General features: G+C 71.0%; 18 protein-coding genes. 12 read left to right on the top strand and 6 right to left on the bottom strand.

Features of this window, described 5'->3' with window-relative positions; genetic code table 11:
- The first annotated feature begins 58 nt into the window (after positions 1-58).
- Positions 59-2275, top strand: a complete 2217-nt coding sequence (locus BN3788_RS11930) for a glycoside hydrolase family 9 protein (protein ID WP_066586168.1) — start codon at positions 59-61, stop codon at positions 2273-2275.
- A 57-nt stretch (positions 2276-2332) separates the two neighbouring features.
- On the opposite strand, the gene BN3788_RS11925 is transcribed toward BN3788_RS11930, so the two are convergent.
- Positions 2333-3979 carry a glycosyl hydrolase family 18 protein gene (locus BN3788_RS11925; protein WP_066586166.1) on the bottom strand — a complete coding sequence of 549 codons (1647 nt, stop codon included), beginning with the start codon at positions 3977-3979 and terminating at the stop codon, positions 2333-2335.
- A 233-nt stretch (positions 3980-4212) separates the two neighbouring features.
- Between BN3788_RS11925 and BN3788_RS11920 the strand changes: the two genes are divergently transcribed.
- Complete coding sequence (locus BN3788_RS11920; protein WP_066586164.1) at positions 4213-4404, top strand: hypothetical protein; 192 nt, start codon at positions 4213-4215, stop codon at positions 4402-4404.
- Positions 4405-4454: 50 nt separating this feature from the next.
- On the opposite strand, the gene BN3788_RS11915 is transcribed toward BN3788_RS11920, so the two are convergent.
- Positions 4455-5360 (bottom strand): ketopantoate reductase family protein, encoded by a 906-nt coding sequence (locus tag BN3788_RS11915; protein ID WP_082812832.1) that lies wholly within the window; start codon positions 5358-5360, stop codon positions 4455-4457.
- Positions 5361-5388: 28 nt separating this feature from the next.
- Positions 5389-6876, bottom strand: coding sequence for an FAD-dependent monooxygenase (locus BN3788_RS11910; RefSeq protein WP_066586159.1), 1488 nt, complete (start codon positions 6874-6876; stop codon positions 5389-5391).
- Positions 6877-7281: 405 nt separating this feature from the next.
- Between BN3788_RS11910 and BN3788_RS20125 the strand changes: the two genes are divergently transcribed.
- Both BN3788_RS20125 and BN3788_RS11900 read left to right on the top strand, forming a co-directional pair.
- Complete coding sequence (locus BN3788_RS20125) at positions 7282-9255, top strand: glycoside hydrolase family 11 protein (RefSeq protein WP_066586157.1); 1974 nt, start codon at positions 7282-7284, stop codon at positions 9253-9255.
- A 145-nt stretch (positions 9256-9400) separates the two neighbouring features.
- Positions 9401-10864, top strand: a complete 1464-nt coding sequence (locus BN3788_RS11900) for a glycosyltransferase family 2 protein (protein WP_199824774.1) — start codon at positions 9401-9403, stop codon at positions 10862-10864.
- A 21-nt stretch (positions 10865-10885) separates the two neighbouring features.
- Here the strand turns inward: BN3788_RS11900 and BN3788_RS11895 are convergent, their stop codons facing one another.
- Positions 10886-12268 carry an MFS transporter gene (locus tag BN3788_RS11895; protein ID WP_234346625.1) on the bottom strand — a complete coding sequence of 461 codons (1383 nt, stop codon included), beginning with the start codon at positions 12266-12268 and terminating at the stop codon, positions 10886-10888.
- 125 nt (positions 12269-12393) lie between these two features.
- Between BN3788_RS11895 and BN3788_RS11890 the strand changes: the two genes are divergently transcribed.
- Positions 12394-13116 (top strand): DUF4389 domain-containing protein, encoded by a 723-nt coding sequence (locus BN3788_RS11890; protein ID WP_066586156.1) that lies wholly within the window; start codon positions 12394-12396, stop codon positions 13114-13116.
- 28 nt (positions 13117-13144) lie between these two features.
- Here the strand turns inward: BN3788_RS11890 and BN3788_RS11885 are convergent, their stop codons facing one another.
- Entirely contained in the window at positions 13145-13603 is a 459-nt protein-coding gene (locus BN3788_RS11885) for an SRPBCC family protein (RefSeq protein WP_066586154.1), read from the bottom strand.
- Positions 13600-13908 (bottom strand): ArsR/SmtB family transcription factor, encoded by a 309-nt coding sequence (locus tag BN3788_RS11880; protein WP_234346624.1) that lies wholly within the window; start codon positions 13906-13908, stop codon positions 13600-13602. The genes BN3788_RS11885 and BN3788_RS11880 overlap by 4 nt, the downstream gene beginning before the upstream one ends.
- A 357-nt stretch (positions 13909-14265) precedes the next feature.
- Here BN3788_RS11880 and BN3788_RS11875 point away from each other — a divergent pair, with 357 nt between their 5' ends.
- From BN3788_RS11875 to BN3788_RS11845, 7 genes are all read left to right on the top strand, one after another.
- The gene (locus BN3788_RS11875) at positions 14266-15258 is read left to right on the top strand and encodes a LacI family DNA-binding transcriptional regulator (RefSeq protein WP_159066890.1); all 993 of its coding nucleotides are present in this window, start codon (positions 14266-14268) and stop codon (positions 15256-15258) included.
- Positions 15259-15459: 201 nt separating this feature from the next.
- Positions 15460-16209 (top strand): cupin domain-containing protein, encoded by a 750-nt coding sequence (locus BN3788_RS11870; protein ID WP_066586149.1) that lies wholly within the window; start codon positions 15460-15462, stop codon positions 16207-16209.
- A gap of 38 nt (positions 16210-16247) precedes the next feature.
- Positions 16248-17282: a substrate-binding domain-containing protein gene (locus BN3788_RS11865; protein WP_066586146.1), complete on the top strand. Its 1035-nt coding sequence runs from the start codon at positions 16248-16250 to the stop codon at positions 17280-17282.
- A gap of 71 nt (positions 17283-17353) precedes the next feature.
- On the top strand, positions 17354-18871 hold the full coding sequence (locus BN3788_RS11860) for a sugar ABC transporter ATP-binding protein (RefSeq protein ID WP_066586145.1): 1518 nt from the start codon (positions 17354-17356) through the stop codon (positions 18869-18871).
- Positions 18864-19907, top strand: a complete 1044-nt coding sequence (locus BN3788_RS11855) for an ABC transporter permease (RefSeq protein ID WP_066586143.1) — start codon at positions 18864-18866, stop codon at positions 19905-19907. Before BN3788_RS11860 ends, BN3788_RS11855 begins: the two co-directional genes overlap by 8 nt.
- A complete protein-coding gene (locus tag BN3788_RS11850) occupies positions 19904-20941 on the top strand; it encodes an ABC transporter permease (protein ID WP_066586141.1) in 1038 nt (345 codons plus the stop codon). Before BN3788_RS11855 ends, BN3788_RS11850 begins: the two co-directional genes overlap by 4 nt.
- On the top strand, positions 20941-21963 hold the full coding sequence (locus BN3788_RS11845) for a DUF4432 family protein (RefSeq protein WP_066586139.1): 1023 nt from the start codon (positions 20941-20943) through the stop codon (positions 21961-21963). The genes BN3788_RS11850 and BN3788_RS11845 overlap by 1 nt, the downstream gene beginning before the upstream one ends.
- The last annotated feature ends 54 nt before the right edge of the window (positions 21964-22017 follow it).

The raw sequence follows: 22017 nt of genomic DNA, 5'->3' as shown, positions 1-22017 counted from the left end.
CTGTTGCCTCGGTCCCATCCCGTCTCTCGAGTCCTGTCCGATCGACCGGAGGGCCAGCATGTTGCTCCGCACCCGCACCCGCCGCCACGCGCGGCGGTCCCAACGCGCCGCGATCGCCGCAGGGACGGTGCTGGTGCTCGCGAGCATCGTCATCCCGCCGCAGGTCGCGTCCGCGGCCCCCGACCCGGGATCGCCCGTCAGGGTCAACCAGGTCGCCTACGTCCCGGGGCAGGCCAAGCGGGCGACCCTGGTGAGCAGCGCGACGAGCCCTGTCGCGTGGACGCTGCGCAGCGCGTCCGGCAGCACCGTCGCCTCGGGCCAGACAACGGTCAAGGGGGCGGACGCGCTCTCGGGCGATCGCACGCACCTCATCGACTTCTCGTCCTTCGACACCACCGGCAGCGGATACGTGCTGTCGGCCGACGGCTCGAATAGCTACCCGTTCGACGTCTCGGCCACCCCGGTCAAGAAGCTCCGTGACGACTCGCTCGCGTTCTTCTACCACCAGCGCAGCGGCATCGCGATCGAGGCGCAGTACGTCGGCAGCCAGTACGCCCGCGCGGCCGGACACCTCAACGTCGCCCCGAACCAGGGCGACAACGCCGTGCCCTGCCGGCAGTCGTGCGGCTACACGCTGGACGTGCGCGGCGGCTGGTACGACGCGGGCGACCACGGCAAGTACGTGGTCAACGGCGGGATCGCGACCTGGCAGCTGCTCAACGCCTATGAGCGCACGCTCCACGTCACGGGGGCCGACAAGGCGGCTCTCGGTGACGGCACACTGGCCATCCCCGAGCGCTCGAACGGCGTGCCGGACATCCTGGACGAGGCGCGCTGGGAGGTCGACTTCCTGCTGAAGATGCAGGTGCCGACGGGCCGGACAGACGCCGGAATGGTGCACCACAAGATCCACGACGAGAACTGGACAGGCATCCCCACCATCCCGGCGAACGACAGCCAGCGTCGCCTGCTCTCGCCCGTGAGCACCGCCGCGACGCTGAACATGGCCGCCGTGGCGGCGCAGGCCGCGCGGCTGTGGCGCCCGTACGACTCGGCGTTCGCCGACCGCGCGCTCGCTGCTGCTGTGCGTGCGTACACGGCCGCGAAGGCGAGCCCGAACCGGCTCGCCCCGGCGAGCGACTCGACGGGCGGCGGCTCGTACGAGGACCCCTCGGTGGCTGACGAGTTCTACTGGGCCGCTGCCGAGCTCTACGCCACCACCGGCTCCGCGACGTATCGCGCCGACGTGACCGGGTCGTCGCTGTACAAGGGCGCGAGCTTCGCGCAGCGCGGCTACGACTGGGGCTGGGTCGGCGGGCTGGGGGACACGACCCTCGCGATCGTGCCCACCGGGCTGCCCGCGGCCGATGTCACGGCCACCCGCGCCGCGATCACCGCGTTCGCGGACGCCACGCTCACCCGCTCGGAGAGCCAGGCCTACCCTGCGCCGAACAACAGCACGCCGGGCGTCTACTACTGGGGGTCCAACGGGCAGATCGCCAACAACGCGAACGTCATCGCGCTCGCCCACGACTTCACCGGCCAGGCGAAGTACCGCGCGGGGGTCTACTCCGCACTCGACTACCTGCAGGGCCGCAACCCGCTGAACCAGTCCTACATCTCCGGCTACGGGGAGAAGGCGGTGCGCAACGTGCACCACCGGTTCTGGGCGAACCAGGCAAGCTCGTCGCTGCCGATCGCCCCTCCGGGCGTGCTCTCCGGTGGCCCGAACAGCGAGCTGCAGGACCCGTACGCGGCCGCCCAGCTCGCGGGGTGCTCCGCGCAGAAGTGCTTCGTCGACCACATCGAGGCGTACTCGGTGAACGAGGTGACGGTCAACTGGAACTCGGCGCTCGCGTGGCTTGCGATCTGGGCGGCAGAGCACGCCACCGGCACGGTCGAACCGACGCCGACGCCGACCGCCACGCCCACACCGACGACGTCGCCGACGGCGCCGGCCGGGACCTGCAAGGTCACTTATTCGGCGAACTCGTGGACATCGGGCTTCACCGGGTCGGTCAACGTCACCAACACCGGATCAACGCCGTGGACGGCGTGGCGGTTGACGTTCACGTTCCCGGGTGATCAGAAGGTGACGCAGGGCTGGGGTGGCACGTTCAGCCAGACCGGCTCCACCGTGACAGTCACGAACGCGGCGTGGAACGGCGCCGTTCCCGCGGGGGGCTCGGTGGGCAGCGTCGGGTTCAACGGCTCGTACTCGGGCGCCAACACCAACCCGACGGTGTTCGCGGTCAACGGCGTCGCCTGCGGCTGACATCGCCGAAGCCCGGCCGTTAGGCGGAGTCGCCTGGCGGCCGGGCTTCGGCGAGGTCTACTTCAACCCGTTGGACAGCGCGCTGATCAGCTCGCCGTTGGCGGTGTCACCGGACAGCTCCCAGAAGAAGGCGCCGCCGAGTCCCTTGTTCTTGGCCCAGGACGTCTTCCCGGCGAGCGTGCTGGGGGTGTCGTAGCCCCACCACTCGGAGCCGCACTTGGCGTACGCGGTGCCGCCGACTGTGCCCGTCACCGGGCACTTCGTCTTCAGCACCTTGTAGTCCTCGATGCCGGCCTCGTAGGTGCCTGGCGCGGCGCCCGTCGCCGAGCCGCCGGGGGCTGTCTGCGTGACCCCGGTCCATCCGCGACCGTAGAAGCCGACGCCCAGCAGGATCTTGTTGGCCGGGATGCCCTTGCCGATGAGCTTGTCCACCGCTGCCTCGGTGTTGAAGCCCGCCTGCGGGATGCCCGCGTAGGAGGTGAGCGGCGAGTGCGGCGCCGTGGGGCCCGTCGGGTTGAACGCCCCGAAGTAGTCGTAGGACATCGGCATGATCCAGTCGAGTTTCTGCGCCCCACCGGCGTAGTCGGCGGCGTCGATCTTGCCCCCGCTGCTGCCGTCTGCGGTGATGGCAGCGGTGATCAGCTTGCTGCTGCCGAACTTGCTGCGCAGCGCGGTGATCACGTTGTTGAAGGCCGCGGGACCGCTGGAGTCGCATGTCAGGCCGCACGCGTTCGGGTACTCCCAGTCGATGTCGATGCCGTCGAACAGCCCGGCCCAGCGCGGGTCGTTGAGCAGTTGGTAGCAGGAATCGGCGAACGCGGTGGGGTTGGCCGCGGCCTGCGTGAAGCCGGACGACCATGTCCAGCCGCCGAATGACCAGATGACCTTGAGGCCTGGGTTCATCGCCTTGAGCTTCTTGAGCTGGTTGAAGTTGCCGCGCAGCGGTTGGTCCCACGTGTCGGCGACGCCGTCGACCGAGTCGGCCGCGGTGTACGCCTTGTCGTAGGCCGCGTAGGCGTCGCCGATCGAGCACTTGCCGCCGGTGGTGTTGCCGAACGCGTAGAGGATGTGGGTCAGCTTCGATGCCGATCCGCTCGTCGCGACGTTCTTCGCGTGGTAGTTGCGGCCGTACACGCCCCACTCGGTGAAGTAGCCGACGAGCTTCTTGCCGCCTGGCTGTGGCGTGGTGGTCGGCGTCGGCGTCGGCGTCGGGGTGGGCGTGGTCGTCGGTGTCGGTGTTGGTGTGGGCGAGGTGGTGGGGGTGCCGCCGGCACAGGCCACGCCGTTGATGCTGCACGCTGTCGGCGAAGCGAACGGCCCGGTGGCCACGTAGCCCCAGGTGAACGAGGCTCCGGGCGTCAGCGTGGCGGCCCAGCCCTTGTTCTTCGCCGTGTAGTGGTTGCCGGCCCGGGTGACGTCGGCGTCCCACGAGCTGCCGAGGGCGTTCCCGGCGGGGAGGTCGAACTCGAGGGTCCAGCCGTTCACGGGGGTGGTTCCGGAGTTGGTGACCTTGACGTTGACCTGGTGGCCGGTGCCCCAGTCGCCGGCGGAGGTGAAGGTGGCGCTGATCGATCCTGCCGCGAACGCGGGCTGGGTCACGGCCAGTGCGGCGAGCAGTGCGGCCACCGCGGCCAGTGCTGTGGTGATCAGGACAGGACGTCGTCGTCCCGTCGGTGAGTGGTGGGAGTGTCGGATGAAAGCCATTGTGCGTTCCCCTGTCCATCGTCGGACGAATATGTAAGGAAGGTGTACGAATGGTTCATAAGCGACACTAACAAAAGTCACAGAACGTGGTCAACGGTCTGTCGGCGAACTCGAAGCGTTCAGGAATCACGCTGACGCGACGAGCTCCACCTCGAATCCGTCGCGATTCTCGAGGGCGGCGTAGTGGTGTGGGCCCCCTGCCTGTGAGGTGGGATGAGATTGCCGCGAGGACGTTGACCCTGCTCGAGCGCCCTGGGCTCGAGGCGGATGTCGTCGTCCGCACGGAGGATGGCGACGCCGAGGTCACGGTGATGGTCCAGCGCGACGGATCCGAGTGGCTGCGTGTGGCCGCGGGCGCGATGGCCGGGGCAGGCCTGGCCGTCGTCGTCGGCGTGGTGCGCAGGCCCAGGACCGTGCCGTCCTGATCCCTCCCATGTGCGCTTGACCCCTCGCCGTCACGGGGTGCACGGCGGGCTCAGGCGAGGTGCGCCACCAAGCGGGCGGTGGCTGGCGCGGGCACGCCGTGCGACTGCGCCGCGCGCAACACGGCGCCGCCGATCGCGTCCAGCTCGATCGGCCGCCCGGCCTCGGCGTCGCGTTGCATGGAGGACCGGGCCTCGGGTGGGAACCCCTCGGAGAACGACAGGGCGGCCTCGGGGGTGACAGTGCCGCCACTCGCGCGTCCCACCGCCGCCACCTCGGTGACAAGCTCGACGAGCTCGTCGCGGTGGGCGGTCCGCACCTCGCCGATGGGAGTCCCGTACCGGGTGGTGAGCAGCGCGAACGGGGCGAGGACCGTCAACTTGTCCCAGAGCATCGCCTGCTCGTCGTCGAGGGTCCGTGTGGTGAGGCCGGCCCCGCGCAGGATCGCCGTCGCCGAATCGACCCGGGCCGGTGGCGCCGTGCGGCTGGCGAGGTCCACCCGCGCGAACGGGCTGCCGTGCATGATGCGCCCGGGCGCCGTCCGAGTGGACTCCACCCGGATGACCCCTGCGGCGACCGACGCGGGGCCGAACACCTGCCGCAGGGCGTCGACGTGCTCGACGCCGTTGAGCAGCGGGAGCACGAGCCCGTCGGACACCAGCTCGGCGGGCACGCGGTCGAGGGCGGCGGGGAGTGCCGTGTGCTTGACGGCGACGACGCACAGGTCCACCGGTTCGCGGAGCACGGTGTCCGCCTCGACGGGCACGGTGAAGTCTCCGAACATCGTGCTGGTGACGCCCACCCCGTCGGCGCGGAGGGCCTCGGCGGTGGACGGGCTGGCGAGGAACACCACGCGGTGCCCGGCCCGGGCCGCCAGGGCGCCGACGAGCCCGCCCACGCCCCCTGGTCCGAGGATCGCGACGGTCTTCGGCGGCGTTGTCGGCTGCATCTCCATCATTGGCCCATCCTCGCTGTTCTCAGCGCCGTCACAGGGCGGCGGTTCCGAACCACGTGCCCAGCACACGGGGGAGCTCGGGGTCTGCGAGGTCGCCCGCCCAGGCGACGTGCCCGTCGGGCCGGATCAGCACGGCCATCGGCGCGGGAACCTGGCCGATCACCGGCAGCTCCCATTCGCCGTCGTGCGTGGCGTCGACCCACTGGACCCGGTCCGGCCAGGGGGAGATCTCAAGGCCGCCGGGCTCTCCGAGGTTGAGGAGGACCGGCTGCGCGTCGTGCAGCAGCGTGAACACGCGGGTGGGGCCGTCGGCAGTGCCCAGGTCGAGGTCGGGCATCCGCCGCCCGATGAGCGGGTGCCCCTCGCCGAGGTCGTAGCGGATGTCGAGCCCGGTGAGCTGCGCGGCGATCCGGCGGCGTGGCTCGTCCATCGACAGCAGGCCGGCCAGGGTGTCGCGGAGCGCGTCGTGGCGGTCGTCGGGGGTGCTGAGCGCGACCTGCGCCATCGTGCTGCGCAGCACCTGGGCGCCGACGGGGTGGCGTTCGGCGTGGTAGCTGTCTAGGAGGCTCTCGGGGGAGCCGCCCTGGACCACCTGGGCGAGCTTCCAGCCAAGGTTCACGGCGTCTTGCACGCCGGTGTTGAGGCCCTGGCCGCCCTGGGGCGGGTGCACGTGGGCGGCGTCGCCGGCGAGCAGCACGCGTCCGGCGCGATAGGACGCCGCCTGGCGGGTGGCGTCGGTGAAGCGCGAGACCCAGTTCGGGCTGTGCGCTCCGTAGTCGGTCCCGTAGGCGGCGGCCAACGCCTCGCGGACATGCTGCAGGGTGGGCTCGGCGGGCTGGTCGACGAGCGGCTCCTTCAGCACCACTCGGTACGGCCCGCCGCCCGCCTCCCGGTTGACGGGCCCGATGCCCCCGCCCTCGCGGCGCATGCCGATCTCGGGCTGCTGCTCCATCTCGACCTCGGCGATCAGCCAGGAGGTCGTGGGGTCCCAGCCGGGGAAGTCGATGCCGGCCGCCTTGCGGACGGCACTGCGCCCGCCGTCGCATCCGACGAGGTAGGACGCCCGCAGGATGTGGCCGTCGGACAGGCGCACATCGACCCCGGTGTCGTCCTGGACGAAGCCCGCCACCTCGCGTTCCCTGAGGTTCGGGACGCCGAGCTCGCCGACCCAGTCGGCGAGGAGTCGCTCGATGTGGCCCTGCCAGAGCGCCAGCCCGTAGTTGTGGCGGGTGGGGAAGTCGCTGATGTCGAGGGGGATCCCGGCGAAGCCCTGGATCTGCATCGCCTGCCCGGCCGCGAGGAACCGGTCGGCGATGCCGCGCTGGTCCAGCACCTCGAGTGTGCGGGAGTGCAGCCCGCCCGCCCGCGACCCGTTGACGTCCTGGCTGGCACGGCGCTCGACGACGACGACGTCGATGCCCGCCAACGCCAGCTCGCCCGCGAGCATCAGGCCTGTCGGGCCGGCGCCCGCGATCACCACCGCGTGGTGGGGATGTGGCCTCCCGGGGGTCTCACGCATTCCATGCCTCCTGAGATCGCGGCCACGGCTGGTGGATGCTCGGGGGCTCTCGGGCGCGAGGGCCACGGTGTTCGGCAGCGTAGGCGGTCTGGAGCCCGATCGGGGGTCGAGTCGAAACGCATCGACAGAAGGCCGAAACTATCGACGCGTTCTGCATGCGGTGACGGTCAATAGCGCATTGCCCGTCGCCCTCGGTCGCAGATCGACCACTGAAACGTTTCGCCACCCGAAAGGTTCGATTCACACGCCTTGTCGAGGGGTATCGAGCGCAGCAAAGTGGGCGGCACGGCTCCGCGCGGCGACGCCCCACGATGGGCGGCCGGTTGTGCCGGGCCCCAGGCATCGAGCCATCAGGCGCGATGAGTTTCGCAAGTTTCGACACCGATTCGCACAAAGGGGTGCCCCATGTCCGACCGACTAGTCCTCGACCGAGCGATGCCCAGGCGTCGCCGGCTGGCACGAGCGCTGCTGAGCATCGGCGCAGCCGCCGCCATGGCAGCCAGCGGCCTGGTGGCTGCTGGACCCGCCACCGCCGCCGTCACGTCGAACCAGACAGGCAACAACGGCGGGTACTTCTACTCGTTCTGGACCGACGCGCCCGGAACCGTCTCCATGGAGTTGGGAGCCAGTGGCAACTACAGCACCCAATGGAGCAACACCGGCAACTTCGTCGCCGGCAAGGGCTGGAGCACCGGCGGCCGCAAGACGGTCAACTACTCCGGCTCCTTCAACCCGTCCGGCAACGCGTACCTGACCCTCTACGGGTGGAGCACCAACCCGCTCGTCGAGTACTACATCGTCGACAACTGGGGCACCTACCGGCCCACCGGCACCTTCAAGGGCACCGTCACCAGCGACGGCGGCACCTACGACATCTACGAGACCACCCGCACCAACCAGCCCTCGATCGAGGGCACCGCGACGTTCAAGCAGTTCTGGAGCGTGCGGCAGTCGAAGCGCACCGGCGGCACCATCACCACCGGCAACCACTTCGACGCGTGGGCCAGCAAGGGCATGAACCTCGGCACCCACAACTACATGATCATGGCCACCGAGGGGTACCAGAGCAGCGGCAACTCCAACATCACCGTCAGCGAGGGCTCAGGCGGCGGCAACCCGACGCCCACCCCGACGAGCGGCGGCGGGGGCAGCAGCGGCTGCACCGTCACTGCCACGCGCGGCGACGAGTGGTCCGACCGGTTCAACGTCTCCTACGCGGTCAGCGGCAGCAGCAGCTGGACCGTCAACCTGGGCCTCAACGGCAGCCAGAGCATCCAGAACAGCTGGAACGCCAACGTCTCCGGCAGCGGCTCCACCCGGACCGTGACGCCCAACGGCAACGGCAACACCTTCGGCGTGACGATCATGAAGAACGGCAACAGCTCCACGCCGTCCGCCACCTGCGCAGGCGGGGGCGGGGGCGGCAGCACGCCGACGCCGACGACACAGCCGACCACGACGCCGACCACCCCCAGCACCGGCGGATGGACGGGAAGCTGCTCGGCCGGATACGTCGGGCTGACCTTCGACGACGGGCCCACCTCGGGCACGTCGAGCCAGCTCATCAACACCCTCAAGCAGAACGGCGCCACGGCGACGGTCTTCCCGACGGGCCAGAACGCCCAGAACAACGCCTCGCTCATGCGGGCGTACGCGGATGCCGGCCTGCAGATCGGCAACCACAGCTGGGACCACCCGCATCTGATCAACATGAGCAGCAGCGAGATCCAGTCGCAGCTCTCGCGGACCCAGACGGCGATCCAGCAGACGTCCGGCGTCACGCCGAAGCTGTTCCGGCCGCCGTACGGCGAGACCAACGCGACGCTCAAGCAGGTCGAGTCCTCGCTGGGCCTGCGGGAGATCATCTGGGACGTCGACTCGCAGGACTACAACAACGGCAGCGCCGACCAGATCCGCCAGGCTGCCCAGCGGCTGACCAACGGCCAGATCATCCTCATGCACGACTGGCCGGCCAACACGATCGCGGCCCTGCCGAACATCCTGCAGGACCTCAAGTCGCGCAACCTGTGCCCGGGCGTCATCTCCGCTGACACCGGGCGCGCGGTCGCCCCGGGCACGAGCACAGGCGGCGGCACGGGCGGCGGGGGCAGCACCGGCTCATGCGCCGTCACCGCGACCCGCGGCGACGAGTGGTCCGACAGGTTCAACGTCACGTACTCGGTGAGCGGGAGCTCCGCCTGGACCGTCAACCTGGCGCTCAACGGCAGCCAGAGCATCCAGAGCAGCTGGAACGCGACGGTGTCCGGCAGCGGCTCCACCCGGACCGTGAAGCCCAACGGCAATGGCAACTCCTTCGGCGTCACCGTCATGAAGAACGGGAACAGCACGACGCCGGGCGCCACCTGCACCACCGGCTGACCCCGGGCACGTCGCCAGGGGCAGGCTGCCGATCCTCGTCGGCAGCCTGCCCCGCAGCCTGTTCGCAGGGTGAATTCGCAGGCAGGGGCGTGTCTTCACCCCGGGGTCCCATCGAAACGGGGCAGGCGCCGCCGAACAGGCAGGTGTGTCTGGGCTGATCGATCCTTCTGCTCCGGCGGGGACCCGCCCGCACTCCTCAGGCGACCGGGGAGCGCCGGTCCCAGAGATCCCCCCGAACTCCCTGGCCCAGATCTTCGAGCTCGACGGCCTCACCGACACCACCGCGCCGGCCCCTTCCGCCGGGCGGCGGCTCTATGTCCCGGTCGCCACCAAGTTCCTGTTCGCTGTGCTGGGGACCGTGTTGTGGGTGGGCCTGTCGGTGTGGATCTCCCAGGCCTGGATCAACGAGCTCACCGACGTGGTCGGAGTGCTGTTCGCCTGGGTCGTCGTCGGCCTCGTCGCGTATCTGCCGGGCGCCGTCGTGGCGTTCATGACGTTCTCCCTCGCGATGGACCGTCAGCCGCCGCTGCGGGTCGCGGAGCCCATCACCCCGCTCACCGTGATCATCGCGGCGCGGAACGAGGAGCAGGGCATCGGGCCGACGATCGCCGCCGTGCACCGCACCGACTACGCGGGCCCTGTGCACGTGATCCTCGCGGACAACGGCTCCACGGACGGCACCGCCGAGGCCGCCCGCCGCACGGCCGACGAGCTGGGGGTGAGCCTGTCGGTGGTGCGCGAAGAGCGCCCCGGCAAGGCGAATGCCCTCAACACCGCCTTGGAGACGGTCGCCACCGAGTACGTGGTGACCGTGGACGCGGACACGCTGCTGCACGTCGAGTCGCTGCGCCGGCTCGTGTCCCGGCTGGAATCGGCGCCTGACGACACCGTCGCGGTGGCTGGCGCGGTGCTGGTCCGCAACTCCCGGGAGAACCTGCTGGCGCGGATGCAGGAGTGGGACTACTACCTGGGCATCGCCGCGGTGAAGCGCATGCAGGGGCTGTACCAGGCGACGCTCGTCGCGCAGGGCGCGTTCTCCATCTACCTCACGGCCGACTTGCGCCGCATCGGCGGCTGGCCGGACGCGATCGGCGAGGACATCGTGGTCACCTGGCGGCTCATGGAGCACGGCCAGCGGGTGTACTTCGAGCCGACTGCCGTCGCGTTCACCGACGTGCCGACGAAGGTCCGGCACTTCATGCGCCAACGGGCCCGCTGGGCGCGGGGGATGTTCGAGGGGCTCGCGGCGGTGCCGCCGTGGCGCCAGCGGCGGCCGATGACCAGGTTCGTGGCCGGCATCGACCTGCTGATCCCCGGGCTGGACATCGGGTACGCGCTGATCTGGATGCCGGGCATCGTGCTGTTCCTGCTGGGCTACCCGTGGGTGGTGTCGGCCTGGACGCTCGTGGTGCTGCCGCTCACCGTGCTGGTGTACGGCAGCCTGCGCCGCTACCAGTCGCGGAACGTGTTCGGGCCGCTGAACCTGCGGGTGCGCCGCAACCGCGGCGGCTACCTCGCGTTCCTGCTGCTGTACCAGGCGCTGTGCTCCTGGGCGTCGCTCGCGGGCTACGCGCAGCACCTGTTCGGGGCCAGGCGCCGCTGGAAGTGAGCGGCCAGCCGCGTCAGGCCGTCAGGCGACGGTGCTGCTGCTCGACTCCTCATGGTCGCGCACGGCCTGCGCGGCCTGGCGGCCCGACGGCGTGAGCATCGCGAGCACGGTGACCACGAGGATCACGGCGCCGGTGGCGATCAGCAGCGACTCGACGCTGAACCGGTCGGCGAGCGGCCCCAGCACCGCCATGCCGAGCGGCATCGCGAGCGCCATGACGATGCCCATGATCCCGAAGACCCGGCCCTGGCGCTCCGGCTCGACGGTCTCCTGCAGGAGCGTCATGGAGGTGGTGGAGAAGAACGGCACCGCGAGGCCGAAGCCGAACATGATCGCGAAGAAGACCCACATGTTCGTGGAGAAGCCCATGCCGATGGACAGGGCGCCGAAGATGAGGGTGGTCCCCACGATCATCGTCATGCGGTTCTTCAGACCGCCCCACGTCGCCAGCAGCACGCCGCCGAGCGTCATCCCGACGGAGAACGCGAGCTCGGTCACCGTGAGCTTCCACACCTCGTCGCCGAAGGTGCGGACCACCATGAGCGGGGTCAGGTTGGACGGCGCGACGACGAGCACGAAGACGACCGCGAACAGGCCCAGCAGCCAGCGGACGAACCCGTGGCGGTGCACGTACCGCAGCCCGCCGACCAGGTCCTCGAAGTAGCCGGCCTTCTCACCGTCGGCCAGGTCGGCGCGCACCACCCGGCCGACGCGCAGCAGGGCCAGCAGTGCGATCCCGATCGCGGCGGTCACCACGTCGATGAAGAAGATCGCGACGATGGAGGCGCTCGCGTAGACGGCCGCCGCGACGGCCGGGGTGACCAGCACCATCGCGGACTGGATGGAGCCGTTGATCCCGTTGACCCGCATGAGCTTGCTGGTCGGCACGAGCTGCGGCAGGAGCGCGGCCACCGCGGGCATCTGGACCCCGGCCCCGACGGAGCGGATGGCCAGCGCCGCGTAGATGAGCCACAGGTCGTCGCTGCCCCCGACCATCAGCAGCGCCAGGACCAGCGTGGTCACCGCGATGGAGGCGTCCGCCGCGATGATCATCACCTTGCGGTTGAGCCGGTCCGCCCAGACGCCCGCGAAGACCGACACGATCGCCTGCGGCAGGAAGCCGAACACCGCGGCCAGGGCGAGCACGCCACCGGACTTCGTCTCGAGGGTGAGGTGCCACATGATCGCGTACTGCACGAGCATCGAGCCGAACAGCGAGACGGTCTGGCCGCCCAGGAACAGGGTGGCGTCGCGTCGCCAGGTCGGCTTCTCGGCCTCGTCAGCCGGGGCATCGGGGCCGCTGGGCTGGTGGCCTCCGACCTCCACGTCCACGGCAGTCGCGGCGTCGGGGAGCACTCCACCCGCGGTCGGCGTCGGGTCGGCGTCGGCGTGGGGTGGGGTCACTCGACCATCCTGGGGGTAGCGCGGGGCGGCGTCACGCTTTTTGGGCCGCGCCCTAGGGCGCTCTCGACGCCTGACGGTGCGAGGGTGGGACGGAGCGTCTTCCCCGCCCGCGTCGGAGGCCAGACATGAGCACCTCGACCTACCCGCTGCACCTCGAAGGCCAGATCGATCCCGGCCTCAACCGGTGGCTGTGGCTGCTGAAGTGGCTGCTCGTCATCCCGCACGTCATCGTGCTCTTCGTGCTGTGGCTCGTCTTCCTCGTCCTGACGTTCATCGCCGGGGTGATGATCCTGTTCACGGCCCGCTATCCCCGTCCGCTCTTCGACTTCAACGTCGGCGTGCTGCGCTGGGGATGGCGCGTGTCCTTCTACTCCTACGGGGCGCTCGGCACCGACAGGTACCCGCCCTTCACGTTGGAGGACGTGCCCGACTACCCGGCCCGGCTCACGGTCGACTACCCAGAGCGGCTGTCCCGCGGGCTCGTGCTGGTGAAGTGGTGGCTGCTGGTGTTCCCGCAGCTCCTGGTGGTCGGCATCCTCACCGGCGCTCCGTGGGGCGGCACGTGGGATGGCGACAACTCGTGGGACGACGGCGGCGGCGCCTGGCAGTCGGGTGGCGGGCTGATCAGCCTGCTCGTGCTGTTCGCGGCCATCGCGCTGCTGTTCAGCGGCCGCTACCCGCGCTCGCTGTTCGACCTGGTCATCGGGCTGCAGCGCTGGGTGCAGCGCGTGGCGGCGTACTCCGCCCTGATGACCGACGAGTACCCGCCGTTCCGCCTCGACCAGGGCGGGGCGGATCCCGGCCTCGGCCAGGAGCCGCCCCGCGAGCCCGCGCCCGGTCGGGCTTAGGGCGCGATCGCCGACAGCCTGTCGCCCGTCACCGTGCGGCGCTCGCGGTCACATGCGCGTCGAGCTCATCGAGCGCGCTGTCCCAGCCGTCGTAGACGTTGCCGTCCCCGCGTGCCGCGTCGAACCCGCGCAGGTCGAATGTCATGCGGGTGCCGGCGTCGGTCGGCTCCAGGGTGACGGTGATGAGCGGCGCGTCGTCGGGGTCGCCGTCCGGGAGGCCCCAGGTGAAGACGAGCCGCTCGGGCTCGACGACCTCCCGGTAGACGCCGCCAGTCGGGTACTGCTCGCCGGTCGCGTCGTTCACCATCGTGTAGGCGTACCGGCCGCCGACGCGGGCGTCGATGGCGACGGTCTCGCGCGGGGTGTGCACGCCGCTGGGGTGCCACCACACGGCGGCCTCGTCGGGGTCGGTCCACGCGCGCCACAGGTCCTGCGGGGTGGCGTCGAAGTCGCGCACGAGCGTGAAGCCCTTGGCCATGTCGATCATCGCTGGTCCTTTCTGCGGGAGCGGAGGTGCTCCTCGAGGGTGTCGAAGCGCTCGGTCCAGTCGGCGCGGCGCCGTGCGATCCACTCGGAGGCGTCGTCGAGCCCCTCCTCGCGGACGGTGCACAGCCGCCACTGCGCGTCCACCGTGCGGGTGAGCAGCCCGGCGGCCTCGAGGACCGCCAGATGCTGGGAGACCGCGGGGCGGCTGATCGGGTAGTGCCCGGCCAGCTCGCCCACGGTGCGTGGCCCGTCGGCCAGTCGCGTGAGGATGTCTCTGCGGGTGGGGTCCGCCAGTGCGCTGAACACCCGGCTGAGTGGGTCGTCCGCCGCCCGCACTGCACCGCCTCCTTATGTAAGTGATTACTTACACACGCTACGCCGTCGAGGTGGTGTTGGCCAGGGGTGGCGACCGGGCGATTCGCCGCTCGATCCCGCGCGGGGAGCAGCCCCGGGCTGGTCGCGAGCGCTGGCGGGGCAGGGGCGTCGTCCCAGGTGGCCGCAGATCCGCCGGTAGTATCCGAAGCCGTCCCTCGCGGGGTGCGCTGCCACAGGTGTGCAGCGGGAGTACAGGGACAGCGACGACGGTGATGTCGGGACGGACGGGGGCGCGGGCCGATGGGCGCGGATTCTGGGGCGTGGGAGCGGCCCGGGCGTTCGGTCGGTGTGCGAGACGTCGCCGCGCTCGCCGGAGTGTCGCTCGGCACCGTCTCCAACGTCATGAACCACCCCGAGCGGGTCGGGCCGGAGACGCGCGACCGCGTCGAGGCGGCGATGCGCTCCCTCGGATTCGTCCCGTCGCGCGCGGCCGGACAGCTCCGCAGCCGCCGGTCGGAGCTCATCGGCCTGGTGGTCCCGGATGTGGGCAACCCGTTCTGGGCGACGATGCTGCGCGGCGTCGAGACGGTGGCGGACGCCGCCGGGCTGACCATGGTGGTGGGCTCCACGCATCAGGACCCGGAGCGGCAGCGGCACGTGCTGCGCGTGCTGGAGAGCCAGGGCGTGGACGGGCTGGTGATCGCCCCGATCGTGGACCGGGCCGCTGACTGGGCCTCGTTCGAGGACCGCCGGTTCGGCGTGGTGACGCTCGAGCGGCAGGCGGCCGGCTCCACCGGCGCGTGGGTGAGCCTGGACAACGTCGAGGGCGCCCGGCTGGCGATGGGCCACCTGGTCGACCTGGGGCATCGGCGCATCGCGCTGGTGAACGGCCCGCCGTCGGTGTCGTGGTGCGCCGAACGGCGCGAGGGGGCCGTGCTGGCGATCTCCGAGCGCGGGCTGAACGCCGAGGACGTGCTGGTCGACGTGGTGGTGGACGACCTCACCGTCGCGGAGGGCGCCGCGTCGATCGCGCCGCTGCTGGACGACCGGAGCGTCACTGCCGTGATGTGCGTGAACGACATGCTGGCGCTCGGCGCGCTGCTGGAGATGCAGGAGCGCGGGCTCCGGGTGCCGCAGGACATGGCCCTCGTCGGCTACGACGACGCCGACTTCGCGCCGGCCCTGAACCCGCCGCTGACCACCGTCCGGCAGCCCGCCTTCGATATGGGCGTCGCCGCGGCCGGGCTGCTGCTGCGCGCCGACGAGCGCGCCCCGGGCGAGCACGTGCGGTTCGAGCCGAAACTCGTGGTGCGCGGATCGAGCGGCCCCCCGCCCGGGTGATTCCTCCCGCCTGATCCGTTCTCGCGACGCCTCTCGCGCGTCGTCACCGAACTGTGACCTGGGCTCATTTGACTTCCGACGGGACGCGAGGGAGTCTTGAACCGGTTCAGCGTGAACCGGTTCAATCGACCACGCCGGGCCGCTCCACCGTGCCGATGGCGTCACTCGCCGAGGCACCCGCACGATCCAACGGAGGATTCTGTGACCCGGGACCACGTGACCCGTCGCGAGTACGACGAGTGGCTCAACGAGGCGGCCAGCCTCGCCCGCGCGCTGCGCTACCCCATCACCCCCGAGATGGTGAACGACAGCGCGGGCATCGTCTTCGGCGACGACCAGTACGAGGCGTTCGCGAACGGCCTCTGGTCGCGTGAGCCCTACGAGCTCATGGTGATCTTCGAAGCCCTCAACGAGGCGGCCGTCGACGGCCTGCCCGCCGCGGGCGCCGCGCACGCCGAGTACAGCGGCCTCTGCGACAAGCTGATGATCGTGCACCCGGGCAAGTTCTGCCCGCCGCACTTCCACCAGCGCAAGACCGAGAGCTACGAAGTCGTGCTCGGCGAGATGGAGGTCTTCTACTCGCCGACCCCCGTCGCCGTCGACGACGAGGAAGTCCTCTCGTTCCGCCCGATGCCCGTCGGCCAGCCCTGGCCCGAGGGCGTCGCCCTCGCCGCCGGCCGCGAGGAGTCCTACGCCGAGCTCACCAGCTACGTGCGGCTCAGCGCGGGCGACCCCAAGTTCGTCATGCACCGCAAGCACCTCCACGCGTTCCGCTGCCCCGCGGACTCGCCGGTGCCGCTCGTCGTGCGCGAGGTCTCGACCTACAGCCACGAGCCCACCGAGCACGCGCATGACAAGCCGGCGCCGCTGCCGTCCTGGGCGGGCCTGCACGACAACGCGTTCGTGTCCCCGGCGGCCAACTCCGGCCGCCTCACGACCGCGATCCGCTGACCTCACCCGATTCACCACCACCCGTCAAAGGAGACACCGTGCGTTCCACTCTCAAGGTCGTCGCGCTCACCGCGGCCGCCGGCCTCATGCTCACCGCCTGCGCCAGTGGCGCCGACGAGCCCGCTGGCGGCGCCAGCACCGGCGACTCGAACCGCGCCGAGGTGCAGTTCGAGGCCAAGGACCCGCTGACCATCGGCTACTCGGTCTACGACCTGCAGAACCCCTACTGGCAGTCGTACACCGCCGGGGTCAAGGCCGGCGCTGAGGCCGCAGGCGTCGAGGTCGTCGTCGTCGACCAGAAGTCCGACCAGAGCCAGCAGGTCTCGGGCAGCCTCGACCTGATCAACCAGGACATCTCTGGCCTCATCGTCACGCCGGTGCAGCCGTCCGCGCTGCCGTCCACGATCGACGCCGCGCACGACGCCAAGATCCCGGTGGTCATCGCCGACATCGGTGTCGCAGGCGACTACGACGCCTACATCCAGTCGAACAACCTCAACGGCGGCGCCCTCGCGGCCGAGTACGTCATCGAGCAGCTCGGCGAGGTCCCCGGCCCGCACAAGGTCGGCGTCATCGAGCTGCACGCCGGCTCGGTCGTCGGCGAGGAGCGCGTCGCCGAGTTCGTCACGATCCTCGAGGCGAACGACAACTTCGAGATCGTCTCGAGCCTGGACGGCAACGACACCGTCGACGGCGGCTTCGCCGCGGCGCAGGACATGCTCTCGGCCAACCCCGACCTCGAGGTCATCTACGCGGCCAATGACGACTCGGCCATCGGCGCCCAGCGCGCCATGGAGACGGCCGGCAAGTCCGTCGCCGACGGCTTCATCCTCATCGGCTTCGACGGCGCCGACGGCGCGCTCGACCTCATCGAGCAGGGCCTCATGAGCGCCACGGTGGCGCAGGACCCGTACGGCCAGGGCATCAAGGCCGTCGAGACCATCCTCGCGCTGCTCGAGGGCGAGGACGCCGGCTACGACGACGCCGACACCCGCACGGTCTTCTTCCCGGTGGAGATCGTCACGAACGACAGCCTCGCGGACTTCCGCGCGGCGCTCGCCAAGAAGAACTGATCCACGGCGGGGAGCGGGGACGGCAGGACCGTCCCCGCTCCCCGCTCCCATATCGGAGGAAGGACACGTCGATGGCTGCGGTGCTGCAGGTCGTGGACGTAGTGCAGGAGTACCCGGGGGTCCGGGCGCTCAAGGGAGTGTCGATCGAGCTCGCCGCCGGACAGGTGCTGGGGCTCGTCGGCGAGAACGGCGCGGGCAAGAGCACGCTCATCCGCATCCTCGGAGGTATCGAGCAGCCGGTGCGCGGTGAGGTGCAGGTGCACGGCGCCCCGCACACCTTCCGCAGCTCGGCGGACTCGCAGGCCGCCGGGATCAGCGTGGTGAGCCAGGAGTTCCGGCTCGTCGCGCAGCTGTCCGTGGCGGACAACGTGTTCCTCGGCCACGAGATGACCGGTGGCGGCGTGGTCAACCGCGCCCGCACCCGCAAGCGCACCGCCGAGCTGCTCGACCAGCTCGGCCTGGACCTCGACCCGGACCGCCCGGTCTCCTCGCTCACCGTGGGCGACCGGCAGATGGTCGAGATCGCGCGGGCGCTGTCCCGCGAGTTCGACGTGCTGATCATGGACGAGCCGACGGCGGCGCTGAACGGCGCCGAGATCACCCGGCTGCACGGCATCGTCAACCGCCTCGCCGCGCAGGGCAAGGCCATCGTCTACGTCTCGCACCACCTCGACGAGATCTTCGAGATCTGCCACGACGTGGCAGTGCTGCGCGACGGCGAGCTCGTCGCGCACGCCCCCACCGCCGAGTTGGACGAGCCGCGCCTCGTCGAGCACATGCTGGGCCGCAAGCCGCAGGCCTACGAGCGTGGCGCCGCCGCGACCGTGGGCGCCGAGGTGCGCCTCCAGGTCACCGACCTCGAGGTGCCCGGTGTGTCCACGCCGTTCGACCTGACCGTGCGCGGCGGGGAGATCGTCGGGCTCGCCGGGCTGGTGGGCTCGGGTCGCACCGAGCTGACCCGCGCGCTGTTCGGCGACCTGACCGCCCTGGGCGGCGAGGTCCGCGTCGATGGCAAGCCGGTGCGGCTGCGCAACAGCCGCGAGGCGGTGCGCAACGGCGTGTTCATGCTCAGCGAGGACCGCAAGGGCGAGGGCATCCTGCCGCACCTGGACGTCACCGAGAACGCGATGGTCTCGCGCGACAAGTCGAAGCTCCCGCTGCTGCAGCGGCTGCTGCCGATGGCCCGCGACGAGCGCGCCCAGTTCTCCAAGCTCCGTGAGGACATGCGCATCCGCGTGCCGCACGGCCGCCAGCTCATCGGCAACCTCTCGGGCGGCAACCAGCAGAAGGTGCTGCTCGGCCGCGCCCTGCTGTCGGGCTGCTCGGTGCTGCTGCTCAACGAGCCCACCCGAGGGGTGGACGTCGGCGCGAGGGTCGACATCTACCAGCTCGTCAAGCAGCTCGCCGACGCCGGGGTCGCCGTCGTCGTGTCGAGCTCCGACGCCCCCGAGCTCGCCGCCATCGCCGACCGTTGCGCCGTGTACTTCGCGGGCCGCCAGGTCGCCGAGCTCCACGGGGCCGACGTCACGGAGGACAACATCGTCGGCGCGTCCGTCGGGCAGACCGCGCAGGAGGCCACCCATGTCTGACACCATCGCCAACCCGAGCGCCACCGAGGCGCTCGTCGCGGACGAGCGGGCCAGGTCCGCTGAGCGCGCCCGCCGCGCGGACAGCCGGCGGCGGCTCATGCAGAACGCCGGCGTGCTCATCCCGTTCCTGATCGTGCTCATCGCCGGGCTCGCAGCGGTGCCGAACTTCGCGTCCTCGTCGAACGTGACGAACATGCTGGTCAACGCCGCGATCCTCGCGATCGTCGGCTACGGCATGACGCTGGTCATCGCGGTGCGCGGCATCGACCTGTCGGTCGGCTCGGCCCAGGCCCTCGCCGCGTGCGTGGCCGCAGCGGCCGTGAACTCGATGGGCCCCGTCGTCGGGGCGCTGGTCGGCATCGCCGTCGGCGCCGCGCTCGGCCTGGCCAACGGGCTGCTCGTCACCCAGCTCCGGGTGCCCGGCTTCGTCGCGACCCTCAGCACCATGAGCGTGTTCCGTGGGCTCGTGCTGCTGTTCACCGGCGGCGCGCCGATCATGATCGCGTCCGTCGGGTTCAAGTCCGTGGCCACCGCCAAGGTGCTGGGCATCCCCGTGCCGTTCCTCGTCGCCGCGGCCCTCGGCGTCGCCGCGTGGTTCGTGCTGGACCGCATGCGGTTCGGCAAGCACGTGGTCGCGGTGGGCGGCAGCCCGGAGGCTGCTGTCGACACCGGCATCAGCGTGAACCGCGTGCTGCTGCTCGCGTACCTCGTCGCGGGGGCCACCGCCGGCATCGGCGGTGTGCTGCTCGCCAGCCAGCTCGGCGTGGTCAACGGCTCGGTCGCCGCGGGCCTCGAGCTGCAGGCCATCGCGATCGTCGTCCTCGGCGGCACCTCCATGGCCGGTGGCCGGCCGCGCATCGTCGGCACGTTCATCGCGGCGCTGCTGCTGACGATGATCAACTCCGGCCTCAACCTGCTCAACGTCCCGTCGTTCTACCAGTACGTCGCCCTCGGAGCCCTGCTCGTGTTCGCGCTGAGCATCGACGGCGCACAGCGTGCCGCAGTCCGCCGCATGCTCGAAGGGAGGCACTCGTGACCACCATCGACACCGTCACCCCGACGCCCGGTCGGACCCGCCGGGGGGCGAATGGCGCCCCGGATGAGAACGGCCCCGGCCTGCGCCAGGCGCTCCTGCAGTTCGCGTCGAAGCAGTACCTCGTCGCGGTGCTCATCGTGCTGTGCGTGGCAGTCGGGCTCGCCAAGCCCTCGTTCTGGGGCACTGGCAACCTGTCGAACGTGCTGTTCCAGGCGTCGTTCGTGGGCCTGGCGGCCTGCGGCATGACGCTGCTCATCGCGGGCGGGCTGCTCGACCTGTCGGTCGGCGGCGTCATCGCGGTCAGCTCGATCGCGGTGGCCACGGTGCTCCCGCACACCACGATCGGCGGGGCCATCGTGCTCGCGCTGGTCATCGGCGCAGTGCTGGGCCTGATCAACGGGCTGCTCGTCACGTACGTGAAGATCGCGCCATTCATCGCGACGCTCGGCACGCAGTACCTGTTCCTGGGGCTGGCGTTCATTTGGACGTCGGGCAAGGTCGTGCCGATCACGTCGAGCCACTTCCGGGACGCCACCACCGGCAAGCTCGGCTGGCTGCCCGTGCCGTTCCTGGTGTTCGTCGTCCTGGCGGTGCTCACCTTCCTGTTGCTGCAGCGCACGTACTTCGGCCGCACCGTGCGGGCCTTCGGCTCGAATGAGCGCGCGGCGGTCCTCGCGGGGATGCCGGTCAACCGCTCCAAGGTGATCGTGTTCATCGTGGCGGGCGTGTGCTTCGCGCTGGCCGGGGTGTTCATGGCCGGGCGGCTCTCGTCCGCCGAGGGCAACATGGCCACCGGCTTCGAGATGAACGTCATCGCGGCGGTCGTCGTGGGCGGCACGGCGCTGCGCGGCGGACGGGGCACGATGTTCGGCACCGTCGTCGGCTCGGTGCTGTTCGCGGTGCTCGCGAACGCGCTCAACCTGCTCGGCGTGGCGTCGTACTGGCAGTACGTCCTCACCGGCGCGGTGCTCATCGCGGCTATCGCCGTCGGAGCCCGGCGGTCCTCGGCCGCCGAGGTGCGCGGGGCCGGCTGATGGGTTTCGGAGCGGACTCTGCCCCGGTCGGCGACGCTGTGCGCCGACTCGTGGGCGCCCCCGACCAGCTCGTCTCGGTGGACCGCATGGTCCGCGACGAGGGAGCTGGCCGGGGGGCCCCGGTCCTCGTGGTGCGCAACCCCCGGGGGATCTCCTTCGAGGTGCTGCTCGACCGTGCGCTGGACGTCGGCTGGGCCGACGCGCCGGGCCTGCCGCTCGCGTGGCGCTCGGCGCGGGGCCCTGTCGAGTCCTCGCGTTATGAGCCCGAGGGCGCCGGCTGGACCCGGACGTTCGGCGGCGGCCTGCTCACCACGTGCGGGCTCAGCGCGACGGGGGCGCCGTCCACGGTGGACGGCGCGCACCACGGCCTGCACGGGCGGGTGGGGCACGTCCCCGCCGAGAACGTCCGCTGGGGCCTGGTCGAGGATGGCGACGACGGCCTGGCCGTCGAGATCACGGGCGACGTGGTCGAGACCGCGTTGGGCTCGTCCACGCTGCGGCTGCGGCGGCGCATCGTCGCCAGCACGACCCGCCCCGAGCTGCGCGTCGAGGACATCGTCACCAACGACGGCTTCGCCCCCGCCGGGCACATGTTCCGGCACCACCTCAACCTCGGGTACCCGCTGGTGGGCCCCGGCACCGTCGTGGCGGCGACGGCCGAGCCGCTCGCCGAGCGCGACCGCCCCGGCGAGGAGCCACGCGCGCTGCCGTGGACGCTGGACCTGGGCGAGGACGGCTCCACGCCCGAGGTCGTCCTGTACTGCGCCCCCGAGCCCGGGCCGACGGCCACCGTCATGGTCATGGCCACCGACGGCGCCTGGGCGCAGATCGAGCAGGCCGTCGACGGGTGGCCGCTGCTGGTGCTGTGGCGCGACGCGAAGCCGGGCGTGAACGTCCTGGGCGTCGAGCCCTCGACCTCCCGCGACGGCGGCCGCGCGCAGGCCGAACGGGACGGCGAGGTCATCTGGCTCGCGCCGGGGGAGTCCCGCCACTACACGACTGTGGTGCGCGCCGGCAGCTGACGCCGCCTGCCCTCACCGCCTGCCCTCACCGCCTGCCCTCACCGCCTGCCCTCA

The sequence above is a fragment of the Cellulomonas timonensis genome (assembly GCF_900046455.1).
Classification (GTDB): domain Bacteria; phylum Actinomycetota; class Actinomycetes; order Actinomycetales; family Cellulomonadaceae; genus Cellulomonas_A; species Cellulomonas_A timonensis.
This window is presented reverse-complemented; position numbering and strand designations above follow the sequence as displayed.